This window comes from Haloarcula mannanilytica (assembly GCF_005406125.1).
Taxonomy (GTDB): domain Archaea; phylum Halobacteriota; class Halobacteria; order Halobacteriales; family Haloarculaceae; genus Haloarcula; species Haloarcula mannanilytica.
In genome coordinates, this window is record NZ_BIXZ01000003.1 from 48617 (window position 1) to 67385 (window position 18769).

Genomic DNA, 18769 nt, shown 5'->3' on the forward strand with positions numbered 1-18769 from the left:
GGAAACGCTCACTCAAGCGCCTTGCTATCTTTCGCCCGGTACAGCGTCTCCCCGCCCGGGAGCTGCTCGCGCTCGACGGGGACTGTCGGCGGGTCGCCACCCAGCGTCGTGAACCAGAACGCCGCCCCGGCGGCGTCGGCGACAGCCAGCGTCGGCCGGTGGAGTTCCGGCGGGAGGTTTCGGGCGAATACGATGTCACACTCTGAATACACGGCGTAATCTGGGTCAAGTATGTCGTCAACGACGAACGTGACGCCGTCGGGGACCGTCCGCTTGACGATGTCCGTCGCCGTTACGTCGACGCCGCGACTGGCCAGTCGGCCGGCTATGTCAGGGTGATTTCCGATGCCGACCTCGACGACGGAATCGACGGACGCCAGTCGGTCGACGAGCGCGCCGGTGGTGTCGGTCACGTCGTACAATTTATGAGATGTGGGCGCATATGCGTTCCCATGCACGTCGACATCGTGCCGGTGGGCGAGGTCTCGGCCCAGGTCAAACGCGAGGCCTCCGACGGACTCCGGTCCGTCTATGACTGTGAGGTCTCGATGCACGAGCCACAGTCCGTTCCGGCCGGCGCGTACGATGGGGACCGCGACCAGTACCGCGCCGAGGAGTTCATCGATCTGGCCCGCCGGGTCGGCTCCGGCGGCAAGAACATCGCTATCACGCCGAAAGACCTCTTCTACCGCCGCCGTAACTACGTCTTCGGCCTCGCGTATCTCGGCGGTTCCGGCAGCGTCATCTCCACGTATCGGCTCCAGACCTCCTCCGACGGCGGCTTCTCGAACCGCTCGGCCGGCGAAATCTTCTCCCAGCGGGTCCGCAAGGAGGTCGTCCACGAGGTCGGCCACACGCTCGGCCTCGAACACTGCGACAACAAGCGCTGCGTGATGAACTTCTCGCCCACGGTCCGGCAGGTCGACGTGAAGGAAGTCTCGCTGTGTGGTTCCTGCCAGCGAAACGTCTTGTAGTCTGCGAACGGATACCAAACTGTTTGGGGCCGGTGCATATTTTTCTGTGGTACTGGTACACACACGCGATGAGCAAGAGTCAGTCCCCCGAACGCGTCGCGGAACTGCGAGACATCTTCGTGACGGTCACCGGCGATGAATCGGTCATTGAATCCCAGGCCGACGACCAGCCCGACCGCGAACTCGACCCCGACGAGGAGTTCGACCCCGAGGAAGTCGCTGATGGGCTTGATGACGCTGTTGCCGGGTCCGAAACCAGTGCGAGTGGTGATCCAGCGGCGTGACTGATGCGTCCGCTGCCACGCGGAACAGGATTTCTCTACGGACGGCCTACGGCGCGTAGTAGTACTCGCCGGCGTTTTTCTGCTCGCGGTCCAGTTGTGAGTCGGGCTTGTTGATGCGTGGCCGGGAGGTTCGCTCGTCGCGGCGGAAGGTGATATCGAGATTCTTGAGGAACTCGTTCATCCCCTCGCGCATGCCCTGTGGCGGCGCTGCGTGGCCGTTTTTCGCCGGCTCGCCGTCGAAGACGAGCAGCCGGTCGGCCAGCAGGTCGATCATGTAGATGTCGTGGTCGATGACCATCGCCGTCGCGTCGTGGTTCTCGGCGTAGCGCCGGATGGCCGATGTCGCCATGACCCGCTGTTCCACGTCCAGGTGGGCCGAGGGCTCGTCCAGCAGGTAGAGGTCGGCGTCCTTCGAGAGGCAGGCCGCGATGGCGACGCGCTGGCGCTCCCCGCCCGAGAGGTCGGTGAGTTGCTGTTCCATCACCGACTCCAGCTGGAGAGGCTGTGCGATTTCGGTGTTCCAGTAGGAGCTGCCGAAGTCGTCGGTTATCGACGCGAGGAACGCGTCGACACGCATCGGCTGGTCGATTTCGATGTACTGGGGCTTGTAGGCGATGTCGAGGCTGGTGTCGATGTCGCCGGCGGTCGGTTCGAGCCGACCGGCCAGCATCTTGGCGAACGTCGACTTCCCGATGCCGTTCGGGCCGACGACGCCCAGTACTTCGCTCTCGCGGATGGTGCCGGCCTCGACATCCAGCGAGAACTCGCCGTCGCCGTAGCTCTTCTGGAGTTCGGGGTACTCGATGACCACGTCGCCGGTCGAGGCGGTTCGCGGGGCGTGTTCCTCGAACTCGATTTCCGTCTGGCGGACCCGCATGTTCTCGTTTTCGAGGTAGCCCGAGAGATACTCGTTGATACCCTTCTTCGTGGATTTGGGCGGCGTGATGATACCGAACGCGCCGGGGGTCCCGTAGGCGACGTTGATGTTGTCGGCGAGCAGGTCCAGGATTGCGAGATCGTGCTCGACGACGAGCATCGAGCGGTCCTCCTCCTCGGCGAGTTCCCGGATGAGCCGCGCAGCGGTCATCCGCTGGCCGATGTCCAGATACGGCGTAATCTCGTCGAGGAAGTAGAAGTCCGCGTCACGCGCCAGCGTGGCGACGAGCGCGACCCGCTGGAGCTCACCGCCCGAGAGGTCGTCGATGTGGTTGTCGACGACTGGGCCGATGCCCGTGCGCTCGATGAGGTAGTCAAGGTCGCCCCGCTCGTCGGTCTGGTCGAGGAGCTGGCGGGCCTTCCCGTCGAACTGGTCCGGAATCCGGTCGACGTACTGGGGCTTGCGAGCGACGGTCACGTCGCCGTCGCGCATCTGTTCGAGGTACTCCTGCAGGGCGGTCCCGCGGTACTCGTCGAGGATTTCGTCCCAGTTCGGCTCCTCGCCGTAGCGGCCCAGGTTGGGCTGCATCTCGTCGGCGAGGATGCGGACGGCAGTGGTCTTCCCGATGCCGTTCGGGCCGAGAATCCCGGTGACCTGGCCCTCAGCGGGGCTTGGGAGCCCGTACAGCGCGAAGGCGTTCTCCCCGTAGCGGTGGACCGGCTCGTCGGTCAGCTCCTGGGGCAGATTGATGATCTCGATGGCGTCGAACGGGCACTTGTTCACGCAGATGCCACAGGACTCGCCCAGACAGATCTCCTCGGAGATGCGGACCTGGTCGGGCTGGCCCTCGAAGGGTTCGTCCTCTTCGTACTCGTCTTCCCGCTTGACGATGCATTCCTTCCCGCTGCGGTTGGGCGGGCAGTAGTTCATGCACTCGTAGTTACAGCGGTCGGGCTGACACCGCTCTAAGTCGACGACTGCGATACTGTCTTCGGCCATCGTTACGCTCCCGCCGTCAGAAGAATGCCCCACGAGACGAACCACAGCGAGAAGGTCATGAAGCCGATGTAGAGCACGTCCTTCGCCGAGAGGTCGTCCGTGTCGATGCCGATCACCCGCAGAATCGGGAACTGTGCTGCGATAGCGACCGCGACGACCAGCACGCCTTGCGGGTCGCTCGGCGCTGTCGCTAACGCGTTAGAACCGAACGCGGCGGCGATGCCAGCGACGGCCGTCAGCGTCGTGACAGTGAGCCCCCGCATGTGAGAGCTCATCCCGTCCGCCGTTTCCGTAGCCATACCACACGTTCCACTACCCGCAACCAAAAGGTGCGCGGTTCGGTGCTGCGAGCGCTCGTGCCGGCGAGACGGACTCCTCAATCTTTATGCGGCCGGCGCTTGTGATTACGGGTAATGACGGACTCTGATGGGGAGGCCATCGCAGACCTTCCGCCGAGCGCAAAGCTCGTATACAAGGTTCTGGAGTACGACGGCCCGCTGACACAGAAAGGCATCGTCGAAGAGTCGATGCTCTCGGCCCGCACTGTTCGCTACGCTCTGGAACGACTCGACGAAGTCGGTGTTATCGAAGAAGACGTGTACTTCGCCGACGCACGGCAGAACCTCTACGAGATCGTCGACCAACCGGCCGAAGCGGACGCCGCTGTCTCGGACTGACTGGCCTTCTTACTCGGTTTTGCACTGCGGTCAGTAGCCACCGCTCACAGCGACGCGACCACGTCGTCCGTCGGCGCGATTGTCGCGAACTCACCGCGCAGTTGCGCCAGCGCGGTTCGGTGAACGAGTGCTGGTTCGAAGCGTTCACCGTCCAGCACCCGGTCGAACGTCGCCGTCGCGTCGCCCGGCACGACTACGTCGAAGCCGCGGTTTTCAGCCATCCGCGTCGTCGTCGAGACGCAGTGGTCGGTCGTCAGACCACAGATGACGAGCGTCTCGTACCCATGGTCGCGGAGCCACGTCTCCAGCTCGGTATCGATGAACGCGCCGTTGACGCGCTTTTCGAACGTCGCTTCGCCCGACGCAGGCTCTAGCCCCGGCTTGAACGCGAACCCCGGCTCGCCGCGCCGGAGCGGCGAGTTCGGCTCCGTCGAGTCGTGTCGAACGTGAACGATCGGGAGCCCACGTTCCCGCCACGCAGTAAGCAGCCGCGTGGCGTTCGCCTCGGCGTCGGGATTGCTCCGCGTCCCCCACCGTGACTCGTCGAATCCCTGCTGGAAGTCCACGAGGACGAGCACCGGCGTCTCGGGCAGTTCGACCATGTCAGTCGGCTGGCTCTGGCGCGGGCGTTTCGATGAGCCACTTCGATTTCGGATGTTCGCGCGTCACGGTCATCGGACACTCGTCCGGCGACGCGTCTTCGTCCGAGGACAGCATGTACTGGGGCCACTCACGGTCGCCCTCGACGCCCCAGTCACCGAGATCAGCGTGCGGACAGACGCCATCGTACGCTTCGAGCCGTCCCTGGATGACATCGCGGGCGTGCTGGCCGGCCTCGGTATCGGCCGTGACGTTCAGGTCCTCGAACAGCGCCCGGGGCTGGAACGTGATCTCCAGCCCGACCGGGCAGTAGCGGCTCTTTCGCGTGTCATAGAACGGCGCACGACAGGTCGGAAACATCGGCTCGCCCCCGAAACAGAACTCCCAGTGAGGGTCATCGGGGTCGGTCGGGATATCCTCGGGCCACGGTTCCGGGTCGTGAACGTGGAGAAACTGGAGGACATGCCAGAGTCGGTCGTGGTACTCGGACTCAGTCAACGGTCGGTCCGGCGGCCGGAAGAACGTCACCAGCGACGCCCGCTCGCTGTGGTCCTGGTAGGTCTCTATGTAGGTGAGCAGCGTCCTGCCGAGGTCGAACAGCGCGTCCGCGTCGCTCATCGACGGGACAGCCGTATACAGCGGATCGCCGTCTCGCACTGACTCCGCGCCGAAGAAACAGGGGAACGGGGAGCCGTTTCGCTCACCGGTCAATCCCTCTCTGAACGTTCGCCAGTGGGCCCCAACCCAGTCGGGCGCGTCGCCGCGCTCTACTCGGGCGGCCAGTGTTTCCTGGTCTTGTAAGCTACCGACGACTGCGTCGGTCATGGGTAGCCGGTCGGGCTCCTCCGGAATTTATCTGTCGCTTTCGGCAGCTCGACTGCTGTATTTGGCACAATTGTTCACTTATATCTCGTCAGTCTGGAAAATTCGATAGCGGTGGCCGCCGCGGTGAACGAGCGTCCCGAGGATATCGCAGGCAACATCGACTACAACTCTGGGATGTTGAAGCCGCGCACCGGCCGGTTATCGAACGCTCCTACGACGGGACGACCGTAATCGTACTGCCGCGGTCGATGGCCCGCTCCAGTTCTTCGGCGATGCCCGACCCCCGCGAGACCTGAATCTCGCCGCTACGGGAGACCGTCGCGGTAAAGAGGTACTCGCCGTCGGCCTGTAGCTCGACGGTGTCGCCGGCATGGCCATCGAGCGGGACGATGACGTGCCGAGAGGTGACTTCGGGCTGGACGATTTCACCCTGCTTGCCGCCGGATTCGGTCTTGGGACCGCCCGAGGGTCCGGACGGTCGCTCCTCGAAGGTCCGCACGTCGATGTCGATGCCGAGGCGGTTCTCCACGTCGGAGATGCGGCCCCCGCCCTTGCCGATGACCTGCGAGATGTCGTCGTCCTCGACCCAGGCGATAGCGGTGTTGGGGCCACGGAGTTCGACCTCGACGTGGCCGCGGGCAATCGACCGAATCTCGCGCTCGACCTCCTGCTTGGCGAGGCGGTCGACACCCGAATCCTCCTGGTCGTCTTCGTCGCCAAGCGGCACCGTGACGACCTGGTTGTTGAAGGTGTAAATCTCGAACTCCGGTCGGTTGGTCTCGAAGTCCTTGACCATGATGACCGGTCGCGCGAGGTCGTCTTCCATGAGGCCCTGCGGGACCTTGACCTCGGTCGTCACGTCGTAGACGGTGTGGACCTCACCGGCTTCGATGTAGACGACGGTGTCGACAATCTGGGGAATGAGTCCCAGTTCGACGCGGCCGATGAGCCGCTGGAGCGCGTCGATGGCGCGGGTCGCGTGGACGACGCCGACCATGCCGACGCCGGCCAGGCGCATGTCAGCGAACACTTCGAAGTCGTCGGTTTTGCGCACCTCGTCGTAGATGGTGTAGTCCGGTCGGACCATCAGCAGCGAGTCGGCGGTCTTCTCCATCGAGCCGCCGAGTTCGGTGTACTGCGTGATGTTCGGCCCGACCTGGAGGTCCCGGGGTTTCTCCATCGTCTTGACCGCGTAGTCGGCGTCGACGAGGAACTCCCCGACGGCCTGGGCAAAGGTCGACTTCCCGGCCCCGGGTGAGCCGGAGATGAGGACGCCGCGCTGGTGTTCGGTGAAGCGGTCCCGGAGCTGGTCCGCGTACTCGTAGTCGTCCAGTTCGGTCTTGACGATTGGCCGGACGGCCGTGATTTCGAGTGCGTCGGCGAATGGCGGCCGCGCGATAGCGATGCGGTAGTCCCGGAACTGGGTGATTGTCATCCCCGGCTCGTCGAGTTCGAGGAAGCCGTCGGGCGAGGCGCGCGCGCTCTCCTCGATGTCGGCGGCGTACTCTCGGAGCTCGCTCTCAGTCGCGGGGTCGTCGCGGATCGGCGTGTACTGCATATCGCCGATAGAGCCCTTCTTGGCGTAGGGCTGGACGCCGACCTTGAGGTGGACGCTCATCGTCCCCTCGTCGAAGAAGTTCTCGATCTGGAGGCGGTCGACCGTCCGCTTGATCGGCTCGACGAACTCGACTGCGAGCCCCTTCGCGCGGGCGACCTGTGCCTGCACGTCGTCGCTGGTCACGAGCGTCGCGTCGCGGTCACCGGCGATGTCTCGGATGAGCGCGTCGATCTGGCCCTCGCCGGCTTCGCGCTTCTCGATGGCGTCGGGCCGCCGGCCGACGTACTCTACGTCGATTGTCCCTTCCTCGGCCAGGTCGACGAGCGTCTGTAGCTCCTCAAGCCCCTCCCAGCCGGTCTCGCGGCCGTCGTTCGCCTGTGCTTCGAGTTCGCCGACGACGGCTTCGGGGACCACGACCGTCGCGCCGGCAAAGCCCATGCCGTCGACATCGGTGTCAGGGTCGGCATCGGCCTTCACTTGGTCGGACACGCGGCCGTCGATGACCACGCTCGTGTCCGGTACGATTTCCATATCGGGCCGTTGGAGACTGCCGTTGATAAGGGTGTGGAGTCCACACGCACCTCGGTTCCGTTCACCGACGCCGCAAAACGGGACAAACGCTGTACCGCAGCCGACTCAGACGGCCTTCCGGAGTTGCGTCCGGACGCTCCGGTCAACCGACGCAAGCGACGGCTGTCCGTACTGATTGGCCGCCAGCTCACGGACCCATAGTGTCCGGTCCAGCTCCCGGAGCCCCTCCTGTTCGCCCACGAGTTCGACCGTTTCGGCGTTCGCCTCGACGATGTCGACGCCCGTGTTGCCGCGGACGGCCCGCTTCAGCTCGCTGACTTCCGCGGTTGTGACCCCCTCGACCGTGATTTCCGAACTCATCACCACTACGTACGTACCTGGTAAATAAATCTGGACTACCGAATCGTTTAGGCCTCTAAACATGGCAATCCGCTCCTGTCCATGACTTTTTGCCGTCCCGGTCCCCGACCCACGGTATGGCCACGCTCACGTCGCTGACTCGCGATCTCGTTTCGATACCCAGTCACGACGACGAAGCGGCTGCCGGGAAGTCTATCCGGCAGTGGCTTGAAACCAACACCGACGCGCGGGTCACCCGCGACGACCACGGCAACGTCATCGCTCGCAAAGGGCAGGGCGACACATCGCTGGCGCTCGTCGGCCACCACGACGTAGTCCCGCCGGACGGCTCACAGGTAGATACCGACGGCGAGTACGTCGTCGAGGAACGCGACGGCCGCCTCTATGGCCGCGGCACAGCGGACATGAAAGGCTGTGTCGCCGCGGCGATGCTGGCATTCCGGGACGCCGACCCCGCCAGCGAACTCGTCTTCGCCTCCTTCGTCGGCGAGGAGCAGGGCGGGGTCGGTTGCCAGGCCGCCATCGAGGACGGCTTCGCGCCCGACTACGCCGTCGTCGGGGAGGGGTCGACCGGCTACTCCGGCGACGGCGTCACCGACGTAGCAGTGGCTCACAAGGGCCGACGGGGGTCAACCATCGTCGCCGAGGGCGCGGCGGCCCACGCCAGCGAACCCGAAGCGGGCGCGAACGCCATCTACCGCGCGACCGACGCCGTCGACATGGTCCGGGACCTCGATTTCCCTGAGACGACGGTCCTGGGCCACGACCTGCGTGGGAGCGTCGCCGTCACCGAAATCGACGGCGGGTCGGCCTGGAACGTCATTCCCGAGCACTGTGAGGCCACGGTCGACGAGCGGACGGTCCCCGGCGAGCGCGCGCCGCTTGACAGGGTGGAAGCCATCGACGGCGTCACTTGGCGCGTCGACCAGGACCTCCCGCCGATGGCCTGCAGCGACGCCGAGTTCGCCGACACGGTGCTTAACGCGGCGACTGCGGCGCAGGATGGCGCGCCCGAGCACGTGGTCAAACCGCACGCGACCGATGCCGGCTGGCTCGCCCAGGCCGGTACGGACTGCGTGATTGTCGGTGCGGCCGAACCCGGTGAGGCCCACACTGCCGACGAGAGCGTCTCGCTGGACGTACTGGAACGCTGCCGCGAGGTCTATGAACGCATCGCCGAAGCGTGGCCATCGCACTGATTTTCGACAGTAACGCTACTACAGTCGCCAGCGTGGTGCCTGAACCGTCCTCGGGTTTCTCTCTGGCGTTGAATGCTGACTTCTGAATTAATTCCACTAAATCCTGACTATACTGAATGTACATCCATATAGATTTTCTAACAGTGGGTATTCATATAGAAAACCCGAAATACTTGTATATTCATCCATATTTATACCTGCCTGACACCTCCCGGGACGTGGAGCGATGAAACGAAGACGACTCATGAAAGCGGCAGGCGCGTTGGGCGTCCTCGGGGCCGGAACCGGCTCGCAGCTTCTCGGGGAGAACATCGACCTCGCGGCCGCACAGGAGGAAGACGAGACAGAGGCCGACGGCCAAGCGGATGAGGAGTATGAAGTCGATACAGTCGTCGAATCAACGACCGAGAACGTGGAATGGGGCGCAATCGACCCGACAAAGGACCCCGTTGAACGGGTCGAATCAGGCTCGGTGGTCCAGATTGAGACCATATCCCACGAAGGTATCCTGGAAGACCAGCCCGGTCCCGAGGAATTCTTCACAAGCGCGGGGATTCCGGAATCCGAAATTTTGGAGGACCAGGTCAGTGTCTACGAGGAAGTCCCCCACGACGGGGGTGGCCCACACGTCGTCACCGGGCCGGTGTACATCGAGGACGCCGAACCTGGCGACGTGCTGGAGGTCGAAGTGCTGGATATCGACTTCCGTGTCCCCTACGGCGCGAACACGATGCGACAGCGGAAAGGCGGCCTTCCCTCGGAGTTCACGTGGAACGACAGCGAGGTGATCGAATTTGACCTCGACCGGGGCGTCGCGGAACTCAGTGATACCACCGAAATTCCGCTGGAACCGTTCCAGGGAATCATGGCTGTCGGTCCGACGGCGACGACGGGGCGGGTGAACTCAGTGCCACCGGGTCCGTTCGGCGGCAACATCGATGTCCAGGGCACCGGCGTCGGGACGACGCTGTACTTCCCGGTTTTCGTTCCTGGCGCACTGTTTTTCACCGGCGACGGGCACGCGCTGCAGGGCAACGGCGAAGTCGACCTCACCGCCCTGGAGACATCGCTGACGCCGACGTTCCGGTTCACGCTGCACAAGAACGCCGAGCAGATGGACTGGCCCATCGCCGAGACCGACGAGGATGTCTACGTCATGGGCATCAACGACGACCTCGACAACGCGATGGAACAGGCGCTCCGCGAGGCGATCTCCCTGCTCGTCCACCAGAAAGACATGACGCCGACGGAGGCCTACCGACTGCTGAGTCTCGCCGGGGACTTCAACGTCTCACAGATTGTGGATATCAACAAGGGGATTCACGGGAAAATCCCGAAGAGCATCTTCACCGACGGCTTCGAAATCGACCCACAGAATCTGGGTGAGAGCTTCTAAGAACCCGATAACTGGTTGTGTCGCCGGCACGTGCGTTGTTTTCCGGCGACACCGCTTCTTTAGGGTCGCCGGCCTAATCCCGCTGTATGGCAACAGCGAGCGAGGACAGCGAGTCCACGTACGAGCAGTTCCTGGATCACGTCCGCCGCCTCCACTACATCGGAGACGCTGGTGGTGTCCTCAACTGGGACCAGCAGGTGATGATGCCCGACGCCGGGACGCCGGCCCGGGCGAAGCAGACCTCCGCCATCTCGACGCTCCATCACGAACTGCTGACCGACGACGACCTGGCCGACTGGCTAGACGAACTTGACGACGCCGACCTCGACGACGAGCAGGAGGCCGTCGTTCGGGAGGTCCGCCGGGACCACGAGCGGGCGACGAGGGTCCCCGCCGACCTCGTCGAACGCATTTCGGAGGCGTCCTCCAACGCCCTGCCGGTCTGGAAGGAGGCCAAGGCCGAGGACGACTTCGACGCGTTCGCCGACACGCTCGAAGAACTGGTCGACCTCCGCCGGGAGTACGCCGCGGCTATCGATCCCGACCGCGACCCCTACGAGGTGCTGTTCGAGGAGTACGAGCCGTATCTCGGCATCGACACCGCTGAGGACGTGCTGACGGAACTCCGTGACGCGCTCGTGCCGCTCATCGACGACATCGCCGACAGCGACGTGACGCTGGCCGACCCCTTCGAGGGCACCTACGACGACGACACCCAGCACGATCTCGTCGAGACGGCGCTGGACGCGCTGGGATACGACTGGGACCGCGGCCGCCTCGACACCGCGCCCCATCCGTTCTCGATGGGGACACAGTTCGACGCCCGCGTCACCACTCGCTTCACCCCCGAGGACCCGCTGGACGCGCTCGGGTCGACCATCCACGAGTTCGGCCACGCCACCTACACACTCGGGCTCCCGCAAGAGCAGTACGGCACGCCGCTTGGCGACAACCGCGACCTCTCCGTCCACGAGTCACAGTCCCGCTTCTGGGAGAACCACGTCGGCCGCTCGAAGCCGTTCTGGGATTTCTTCGCCGACACCGCAAACGACCACCTCGGGACCGAAGCCACCGCACAGCAGTTCTACGAAGCGTCCAACGAGGTGTACGACGACAACCTCATCCGGGTCGAAGCAGACGAGCTAACGTATCACATGCACATCATCGTCCGCTTTGAAATCGAGCGGGACCTCATTCGCGGGGACCTCGACGTAGCCGAGGTGCCCCAGGTCTGGAACGACAAGATGGAGGAGTATCTCGGTATCCGGCCTGACACCGACGCCGAGGGCTGCCTGCAGGACATCCACTGGACCAACGGGGCCTTCGGCTACTTCCCTACCTACACGCTCGGGTCGGTGCTGGCCGCGCAACTGGACCACCACGCCCGGCGGGACATCGACGGCTTCGACGACCACGTCCGCGCCGGCGAGTTCGGGCCGATCCACGACTGGCTCACTGAACACGTCCACCGGCACGGCGCTCGCTATCGGACCGACGACCTCGTTCGGGAAGCGACGGGGGAATCCTTCACCGCCGAGCACTTCCTCGACTACGTCGACGAGAAGTACCGAGAGCTATACGACTGCTAACACGATGGGCGAAACTCACCGTTCCAGATATCGTCTGTGATACTATTGGGTATCCCGTTTTTATATTCCCGTCCCATTTTGATGACTACTATGGCCGAGAGACCGATGGAAAACGTAGCAGACCAAACAGGGTCGGGGATCGACGATGATATCGATGCGGATATCGAGGACGACATCGCGGAAGACATCGACACGGAAGCCGGCTACAGTCACGAGGCGGCGAGCCAGATCCAGACGATGCTTGCCGAACTAGAAGATTCGTCGGTCGGCATCGCCGAGGAGACCGACGACATCCGCGAACAGGCCGCCGAGCAGTATGAGGGGATGTCGGAGGTCGCAAACGAGATCTCGAACCTCTCGGCGTCGGTCGAACAGATCGCTTCCTCGGCGGAGGAGGTCTCCGCGGCCTCCCGCGAAGCGACGGAACTCGCCGAACGCGGGCAGGGGAACGCCGACGACGTTCACGAGGCAATGGAGAACATCCAGCAGGCGGCCGACAGCGTCGCCGAGGATGTCAAAACGATCCAGCAAAGCGTCCAGGAGATCGACGAGATCGTCGACGTGATCAACGACATCGCCGACCAGACGAACATGCTGGCGCTGAACGCGTCTATCGAGGCCGCTCGCGCAGGGGAAGCGGGCGAAGGGTTCGCCGTTGTCGCCAACGAGGTTAAGAGCCTCGCCGAGGAGTCACAGGAGCAGGCGACGACCATCGAGGGGATGATCGACGGCATCCAGGACGATACCGAAAACGCCGTCGAGAGCCTGGAAGAGAGCAACGAGGAGATCGACGAGGGTATCGACACCGTCGAGGAGTCGACTGAAATCCTCGAAGAAATCGACGACACCGTCCGCGAGGTCAACAACGGTATCGAGGAGGTCGCCACCGCCACGGACCAGCAGGCCGCCTCGACCGAGGAAGTCGCGAGCATGGTCGATCAGTCCACGACGGCCGCCGAGGGTATCGCCGACAGCACGGCCGACATCGCCGACGAATCTATGGAACAGACTGACCTCATCAGCGACATCAACCAGGCGATAGACGACCTCGTGGCGGACCTCCAGCGCAACAACTGAGCGGCTAGCTGTTCTGGCCGTTTGTATCGGTACTGGGCTCGAATATGCTCCCACGATGAACCCGGCGTTTATTTCTCCGGGCTGCCAACCGTCGCTATGCGACCGGATCTGGATCCCGAACAGCTTGACCGGTACTCCCGGCACATCATCATGAACGACGTGGGGCCGGAGGGCCAGGCCGCACTCCTTGACACCGACGTACTGGTCGTCGGGGCCGGCGGCCTCGGCGCACCAGTGCTTCAGTACCTCGCAGCCGCGGGCATCGGCCAGCTCGGCATCGTCGACGACGACACCGTCGAGCGGTCGAACCTCCAGCGGCAGGTCATCCACGGCGACGACGACATCGGGCGGCCGAAAGTCGACAGTGCCGCCGAGTTCGTCACCGGCCTCAACCCCGACGTGACCGTCGACCGCCACGAGCTGCGGCTGGCGCGGGAGAACGCGACCGACCTGGTGGCCGACTACGACATCGTCGTCGACGCCTCCGACAATTTCGCCACGCGATTCCTCGTCAACGACGCCTGCACCCTCTCGGGCACGCCCTTTTCCCACGGGGCGATCTTCCAGTTCGAGGGACAGGTGACGACCTTTTCCGGCGACAGCCCGTGTTACCGCTGTCTGTTCCCGGAAGCGCCGCCGGAGGGGACTGTCCCCGACTGCGCGACGGCGGGCGTCCTCGGTGTCCTGCCGGGGACTATCGGCTGCATGCAAGCGACCGAGGTCGTCAAGCTCGCTATGGACTACGGTGAAACGCTGGAGGGCCGGCTCATCGCCTACGACGCCGCGGAGATGTCCTTCGAGGAAATCCCCGTCGCCGCCAACCCCGACTGCCCGGTGTGTGGCGACGACCCGGCCATCGCCAGCGTCGCCGACGCCAGCTACGAGGGCCGCTGTTCGCTCGCTGAGGACTGACCGACTCGCTCCGTGCTGTTCCTCAATTCTCACTGCTGATACTGGAGAACCGAGTTTTATGCGCCGATAGCCGTGATTCTCGGTACCGCCTCTCATGTCCCGCCCTGACCACGCCTCCCACCCCCTCTCGGTTCGCCTCCGGAAGCCCGGCTACGTCGAACTCGTGTTCTCGCTGGTGCTCGTCTGGGGCTTCGGCGATGCGCTGTCGACGCTGTTTGCTGCCCGCTTTGCCGGCCCTGGGCTGGAAGCCAACCCCTGGATTCGAACTCTGTTGATTCACGAACCGCTGCTCGTCATCGCCCTGAAGATGGCTGTCGTCCTCTACGTCGGCGTCGTCCTGCTTGAGTGTCGTGACCTCGTCGAACGGGTCCCGCTGTGGCGAGCCTGGCTGCTCTCCATCGTGGCGCTCGGCGCGGCGGTCGTGGTCGGCAACACCTACGTTGGCCTGGCCGCAGCCGCCGCTTAGGCCCGGACGGTCCTGAGTTCGACGGCGGCGTCCCGTGGCGGCGCGTCGAACAGATCCGGATGGACGAGCGCCGCCAGGAACTCAAGCGTGTCCACGAGCCGCGGCCCCGAGCGGTTGACGTAGTGGTGGCCGTCCATTACGTAGGTCCGGCCTTCGCGGACCGCGGTCAGGTCGTCGAAACCGGGGCGTTCGGTCAGGTCAGCGAGGTTCTCGCGGGTCTGTGCCACGTCGAACCCACACGGCGCGGCGACAAGCACCTCGGGGTCGTATTCGCGGACCTCCTCCCATTCGCGGGGTCGAGAGTGTGCGCCCCGTTCTTCCATCCCGTAGGTGCCACCTGCCGTCTCGACCATCCCGGGTACCCAGTGCCCGGCGACCATCACCGGGTCCAGCCAGTCGAGCACCGCGACGCGGGGCGTCGTCTCGGCCCGTGCCGCAGTCGTCTTGATGGCCGCGACCCGGTCCCGGAGGTCCGCGACAAGTTCGGCGGCGCGGTCGTCGCACCCGACCGCTGCGCCGACCCGGTGGATTGACTCGAATAAGTCACCGAGGCTGTGAACGTCGAGCGTCAGTACGTCGGCGTCCAGTCCTAACTCCTCAACGGCGTCGGCGACCAGCACGTGGTCGACGGCACACACGTCACAGACACCCTGGGTGATGATGAGGTCCGGGTCAAGCGCCGCCAGCGTTTCGCGGTCGATGGCGTAGACGCCGTCGCTCTCCTCGGCGGCCGCGACCTGCTCGTTAATCTCGCCGCTGGAGGCTTCCGGGTCGACGCGCGACCGATTGACGGACGGCTTCTCGCGGGCCGCCGGCGGATGGTCGCATTCGTGTGAGACGCCGACCGGCTCAACGCCGAGCGCGTAGACGATTTCTGTCGCCGAGGGCAGCAGCGTGACGACTCGCATACCCCGACCTTGGACCGCGCGGACAAAAACCTGCGTCCACCACACCGCTCCCGTGCTTCGTTACGCTTACCGTCTGTCGCCGAGGAGACGCGGGCATGGAAGTCAAGTCGAGACACCACCTCCGCTCGGACGAGGTCGACACCATCACGACGGCGCTGTCGGAGAACCTCGGTGTCGAACTCGACGCGGACAGCTTCGAGAAAGTCGAGTTCGACGACAGCGATTGGGATGTCGTCCTCGTCGACGGCGACCCGCTCGTCCTCTATTTGAACGGCGAACCGTTCCTGACCGTCCAGGGAGCCAATCAGTACCCGCCGGAGAAACACATCGTCACCGTCGACGCCGGGGCCGTTTCGTTCGTCTCGGACGGCGCTGACATCATGCGGCCGGGCATCACCGAGGCCGACGACGATATCAGCGAGGGCGACCTCGTCGTCATCAACGAGGAGTCCCACGGGAAGTTCCTCGCCGTCGGCCGCGCACAGACCGACGGCGACGACATGGTCGGCGACAGCGGGAAAGTCGTCAAATCGCTGCACCACGTCGGTGACGACCTGTTCGAGTTCTCGGTGTAGCGTCGAGCGATCGTCCGCTGTCTGCCCGGCGATTTCCGTTTGTTACACCAGCGGTCGGAGTCCGAACCGGCCGACGCCGCGGTCGAGGCCGACTCTGACGAGTGCTTCGACACCACCAGCACCCACGGCGACCCCGAGCAGCAGGGGCCAGACGGTGAGATACGACGACAGCGGGTGGAGATGCGTCCCGTACAGCCACTCGGACACCGTGTTGCCGAGCAGCCAGAGCGTCACGAGTACCGGCGTGACAAGCCAAAGCCGGCTACAGAGATACAACGGGACAGCCCCCGTGAGGACCATTCCGATGACGGCGTAGCCGGCCCCGAACGCGAGGGTCGCCGGCTCCTGTGACGTGAAGTAGACGCCGTTCGAAAATAGCCACGACAGCACGCCGATGGCATAGAGGACGCCACCGACGGCCGCGACAGTGATGGGGGTCGTTTTGCTGGAGGGCAGACGCATCGCTGTCGGTATTTGTCCCGCCGCTGAATAACGTTTTGTGCAGTAGACGTGTTCCTGATGCTTACCGCGGCTAGTCAGGGGCTGCTGTGGCGACACGTTCGATGGACGAAAAGTTGAAACGGGTAGCGGACGCCGTGAGTGACATGGGACTGATGAGCAAGATCCTCGGGGAGTCTGGATCCTCGCGGAACACCGAGGATTACGTCGAACTGGACGCGAACGAATTCGAGATGACCGGGACGGAACTCGAACGCCAGGTCCGGATCGCCCGTATCAGCGACAAGCAGGACGTTATTGACATCAAAGACGCCGTCTACGACGGCGATGTAGTCGTCGCGGACATCACGCGACACTCCACGCAGGACCGCACGATGGAACACATCAGCGACGAACTCAAGCAGGTCGCCAACGAGGTCGGCGGCGACATCGTCCAGAAGGACGACGACCAGCTCATCATCACGCCGGCTGGCGTCGGCATCGCCCGGGAACGCCTCGGCCGGTAGCTCACTCTACTGGACCGTGCTATTCTGTCTCGCTTGGTAGTTCGTATCAGTCTAACTGCCCGTTTTCGGAGGCTTCAATGCGTTTTTCGGTGTCGCCACGCTAAGGGCGGCAATGACTGAACCGGCGATACGCGCCAGTGGGTTACAAAAGCGCTACGGCGATGTCCAGGCGCTCGACGACCTGGAACTGACCGTCGAGCAAGGCGAGTTCTTCGGGCTGCTCGGGCCGAACGGGGCCGGCAAGACGACGTTTATCAACACGCTGGTCGGTCTCGTCCACAAGGACGCGGGAACCGCCGAGGTGTTCGGCTTCGACGTGGAAGACGACTACCGGGAGGCCCGCGACCGCATCGGCGTCGCGCCACAGGAGTTCAACGTCGACCGCTTTTTCCCCATCATCGAGGTGCTGGAACACAAGGCGGGCTATCACGGTATCGGCCGCAAAGAGGCCCGCGAGCGCGCCGAAGACGCGCTGAAGACCGTCGGCATCTGGGACAAGCGCGACACGCGCTTCGACTGGCTCTCCGGCGGGATGAAGCGGCGATTCGTCCTTGCGCGTGCGCTCGTCTCCGATCCGGACCTGCTCATCCTCGACGAGCCGACGGCCGGGGTCGACGTTCAGCTCCGCCACGACCTTTGGGACATCATCAATCGGATGAACGACGCCGGTACGACGATTCTGCTGACGACGCACTACATCGAGGAGGCCGAACGCCTCTGTGACCGGGTCGCCATCATGGACGACGGACAGAAGGTCGAGGTTGCGACGCCCGACGACCTGATGGCTCGCGGGACGGACACTATCGTCCTCGAACTCGCCGAGATGCCGCGGACGGCCCCGCGACTCGATGTTGAGGGGATCACCGACATCGAACTGACCGACGAGGGGCTGGCCGTCACCGCGATGGGCGGGAGCCAGACCGCGCCGGCCATCATGCGCGAACTGGAGGCAAAAGGACATACGGTCAATTCGCTGGAGATCCGCCGCGCGTCCCTCGAAGAGGTGTTCGTGGACATGACCCGCGATGACCGCGAGTACGCGGAGGTGTCCGCATGAACGCGAATGCGACACAGTTCCTGACGCTGGTCCGACGGGAGATACTCCGGTTCGTGCGCCGGCCGTACAACACGTTCCTGCCGCCGATAATCACGAACGCGCTGTATTTCTCCGTGTTCGGCGTGATTCTCGGGAGCCGAATCGGTGAAATTGCGGGCGTGAGCTACCTCCAGTTCGTCCTGCCCGGACTTGTCGTGCTGGGGGCCATCTCCGATAGCTTCGAGAACGCTTCCTTCACCATCTTCCACGGGCGCTGGAACGACTACATTCAAGCCGTCCTCACGTCGCCGATGTCGAACCGAAGCATGGTGGCCGCCTACGTCTCGGCCAGCGCGCTCCGGGGCATCGTCACGTCGCTGTTGATCGTCGGCGTGGGACTGGTATTCACCTCCGTCCCCGTCGCCAACCCCGTGTATCTCGTTTCGTTCCTGCTGGTGATTACCACGCTGTTTGGCGGCCTGGGCGTCATCGGCGGTCTGTGGGCGAGTGACTTCGACTACCTCACGGTGATGAACCAGTTCATCCTCCGGCCGCTGGTGTTTTTCGGTGCGGTGTTTTACTCGCTGGAAGTCCTGCCGGCGTTCTGGCGCAACGTCTCGCTGCTTAATCCGATGGTGTATATGGTGAACGGCGTTCGCTACGGGATGATCGGCGTCACCGAAATCGACCCGAACACGTCCCTGGCCGTCCTGACCGGGACGACCGTGGTCGTGCTGTCAGTCGACTACTTGCTGTTCAAGCGCGGCTACGGGCTCGCTGAGTAGGGTCCCTCGGCTGCTTGACTCTTCGTGGGCTCTCCCTCGTCGGTATCGCAATATCGTCCGAAAAACGGGGACGCTGGCTCGCCAACTGACCTGGCCGCGCTCGAATGCCGGATTGGGTCCGCTCCGGCAGGCGGACAAACTATGACAGGCTGCCCCGGAACTGGCTCCGTGGCAAC

At 64.1% G+C, this 18769-nt stretch carries 22 protein-coding genes; 13 read left to right on the forward strand and 9 right to left on the reverse strand.

Annotated elements, in window-relative coordinates; all coding sequences use genetic code 11:
• Positions 1-8: 8 nt before the first annotated feature.
• Positions 9-422 carry a UPF0146 family protein gene (locus Harman_RS10855; RefSeq protein WP_137683823.1) on the reverse strand — a complete coding sequence of 138 codons (414 nt, stop codon included), beginning with the start codon at positions 420-422 and terminating at the stop codon, positions 9-11.
• 30 nt (positions 423-452) lie between these two features.
• On the opposite strand from Harman_RS10855, the gene Harman_RS10860 reads away from it, so the two are divergent.
• Both Harman_RS10860 and Harman_RS10865 read left to right on the forward strand, forming a co-directional pair.
• A complete protein-coding gene (locus tag Harman_RS10860) occupies positions 453-974 on the forward strand; it encodes an archaemetzincin family Zn-dependent metalloprotease (RefSeq protein WP_137683824.1) in 522 nt (173 codons plus the stop codon).
• 68 nt (positions 975-1042) lie between these two features.
• Positions 1043-1258: a hypothetical protein gene (locus Harman_RS10865; RefSeq protein ID WP_137683825.1), complete on the forward strand. Its 216-nt coding sequence runs from the start codon at positions 1043-1045 to the stop codon at positions 1256-1258.
• Between the two features lie 46 nt (positions 1259-1304).
• On the opposite strand, the gene Harman_RS10870 is transcribed toward Harman_RS10865, so the two are convergent.
• On the reverse strand, positions 1305-3134 hold the full coding sequence (locus tag Harman_RS10870; RefSeq protein ID WP_137683826.1) for a ribosome biogenesis/translation initiation ATPase RLI: 1830 nt from the start codon (positions 3132-3134) through the stop codon (positions 1305-1307).
• Positions 3135-3136: 2 nt separating this feature from the next.
• Positions 3137-3433, reverse strand: a complete 297-nt coding sequence (locus Harman_RS10875) for an EMC6-like membrane protein (protein ID WP_394347818.1) — start codon at positions 3431-3433, stop codon at positions 3137-3139.
• Positions 3434-3547: 114 nt separating this feature from the next.
• On the opposite strand from Harman_RS10875, the gene Harman_RS10880 reads away from it, so the two are divergent.
• The gene (locus Harman_RS10880; protein ID WP_137683827.1) at positions 3548-3811 is read left to right on the forward strand and encodes a winged helix-turn-helix domain-containing protein; all 264 of its coding nucleotides are present in this window, start codon (positions 3548-3550) and stop codon (positions 3809-3811) included.
• A 44-nt stretch (positions 3812-3855) separates the two neighbouring features.
• On the opposite strand, the gene Harman_RS10885 is transcribed toward Harman_RS10880, so the two are convergent.
• The 4 genes from Harman_RS10885 to Harman_RS10900 form a co-directional block, all read right to left on the reverse strand.
• Complete coding sequence (locus tag Harman_RS10885; protein WP_137683828.1) at positions 3856-4413, reverse strand: cysteine hydrolase family protein; 558 nt, start codon at positions 4411-4413, stop codon at positions 3856-3858.
• Position 4414: 1 nt separating this feature from the next.
• Entirely contained in the window at positions 4415-5236 is an 822-nt protein-coding gene (locus Harman_RS10890; protein ID WP_137683829.1) for a YqcI/YcgG family protein, read from the reverse strand.
• A 211-nt stretch (positions 5237-5447) separates the two neighbouring features.
• On the reverse strand, positions 5448-7325 hold the full coding sequence (locus Harman_RS10895) for a PINc/VapC family ATPase (RefSeq protein ID WP_137683830.1): 1878 nt from the start codon (positions 7323-7325) through the stop codon (positions 5448-5450).
• A 105-nt stretch (positions 7326-7430) separates the two neighbouring features.
• The gene (locus Harman_RS10900) at positions 7431-7685 is read right to left on the reverse strand and encodes a hypothetical protein (RefSeq protein WP_137683831.1); all 255 of its coding nucleotides are present in this window, start codon (positions 7683-7685) and stop codon (positions 7431-7433) included.
• Positions 7686-7801: 116 nt separating this feature from the next.
• Between Harman_RS10900 and Harman_RS10905 the strand changes: the two genes are divergently transcribed.
• From Harman_RS10905 to Harman_RS10930, 6 genes are all read left to right on the forward strand, one after another.
• Entirely contained in the window at positions 7802-8884 is a 1083-nt protein-coding gene (locus Harman_RS10905; RefSeq protein ID WP_137683832.1) for a M20 family metallopeptidase, read from the forward strand.
• Between the two features lie 226 nt (positions 8885-9110).
• Positions 9111-10280: an acetamidase/formamidase family protein gene (locus Harman_RS10910; protein WP_137683833.1), complete on the forward strand. Its 1170-nt coding sequence runs from the start codon at positions 9111-9113 to the stop codon at positions 10278-10280.
• An 86-nt stretch (positions 10281-10366) separates the two neighbouring features.
• Positions 10367-11869 (forward strand): carboxypeptidase M32, encoded by a 1503-nt coding sequence (locus tag Harman_RS10915; protein ID WP_137683834.1) that lies wholly within the window; start codon positions 10367-10369, stop codon positions 11867-11869.
• Between the two features lie 90 nt (positions 11870-11959).
• Positions 11960-12946 carry a methyl-accepting chemotaxis protein gene (locus Harman_RS10920; protein ID WP_137683835.1) on the forward strand — a complete coding sequence of 329 codons (987 nt, stop codon included), beginning with the start codon at positions 11960-11962 and terminating at the stop codon, positions 12944-12946.
• Between the two features lie 96 nt (positions 12947-13042).
• Positions 13043-13858: an SAMP-activating enzyme E1 gene (gene ubaA / locus Harman_RS10925; protein WP_137683836.1), complete on the forward strand. Its 816-nt coding sequence runs from the start codon at positions 13043-13045 to the stop codon at positions 13856-13858.
• A gap of 94 nt (positions 13859-13952) precedes the next feature.
• Positions 13953-14324 (forward strand): DUF5658 family protein, encoded by a 372-nt coding sequence (locus tag Harman_RS10930; protein ID WP_137683837.1) that lies wholly within the window; start codon positions 13953-13955, stop codon positions 14322-14324.
• On the opposite strand, the gene Harman_RS10935 is transcribed toward Harman_RS10930, so the two are convergent.
• On the reverse strand, positions 14321-15232 hold the full coding sequence (locus Harman_RS10935; RefSeq protein WP_137683838.1) for a cobalamin-binding protein: 912 nt from the start codon (positions 15230-15232) through the stop codon (positions 14321-14323). The two genes, Harman_RS10930 and Harman_RS10935, sit on opposite strands and share 4 nt — an antisense overlap.
• A gap of 95 nt (positions 15233-15327) precedes the next feature.
• Between Harman_RS10935 and Harman_RS10940 the strand changes: the two genes are divergently transcribed.
• Complete coding sequence (locus Harman_RS10940; protein ID WP_014041256.1) at positions 15328-15807, forward strand: RNA-binding protein; 480 nt, start codon at positions 15328-15330, stop codon at positions 15805-15807.
• A gap of 42 nt (positions 15808-15849) precedes the next feature.
• Here the strand turns inward: Harman_RS10940 and Harman_RS10945 are convergent, their stop codons facing one another.
• Positions 15850-16269 (reverse strand): hypothetical protein, encoded by a 420-nt coding sequence (locus tag Harman_RS10945; protein ID WP_137683839.1) that lies wholly within the window; start codon positions 16267-16269, stop codon positions 15850-15852.
• A gap of 143 nt (positions 16270-16412) precedes the next feature.
• Here Harman_RS10945 and Harman_RS10950 point away from each other — a divergent pair, with 143 nt between their 5' ends.
• The 3 genes from Harman_RS10950 (at position 16413) to Harman_RS10960 (ending at position 18593) form a co-directional block, all read left to right on the forward strand.
• The gene (locus Harman_RS10950; RefSeq protein ID WP_004591046.1) at positions 16413-16772 is read left to right on the forward strand and encodes a cell division protein SepF; all 360 of its coding nucleotides are present in this window, start codon (positions 16413-16415) and stop codon (positions 16770-16772) included.
• Positions 16773-16884: 112 nt separating this feature from the next.
• On the forward strand, positions 16885-17829 hold the full coding sequence (locus Harman_RS10955) for an ABC transporter ATP-binding protein (protein ID WP_137683840.1): 945 nt from the start codon (positions 16885-16887) through the stop codon (positions 17827-17829).
• Complete coding sequence (locus Harman_RS10960) at positions 17826-18593, forward strand: ABC transporter permease (protein WP_137683841.1); 768 nt, start codon at positions 17826-17828, stop codon at positions 18591-18593. Before Harman_RS10955 ends, Harman_RS10960 begins: the two co-directional genes overlap by 4 nt.
• Positions 18594-18769: the final 176 nt, after the last annotated feature.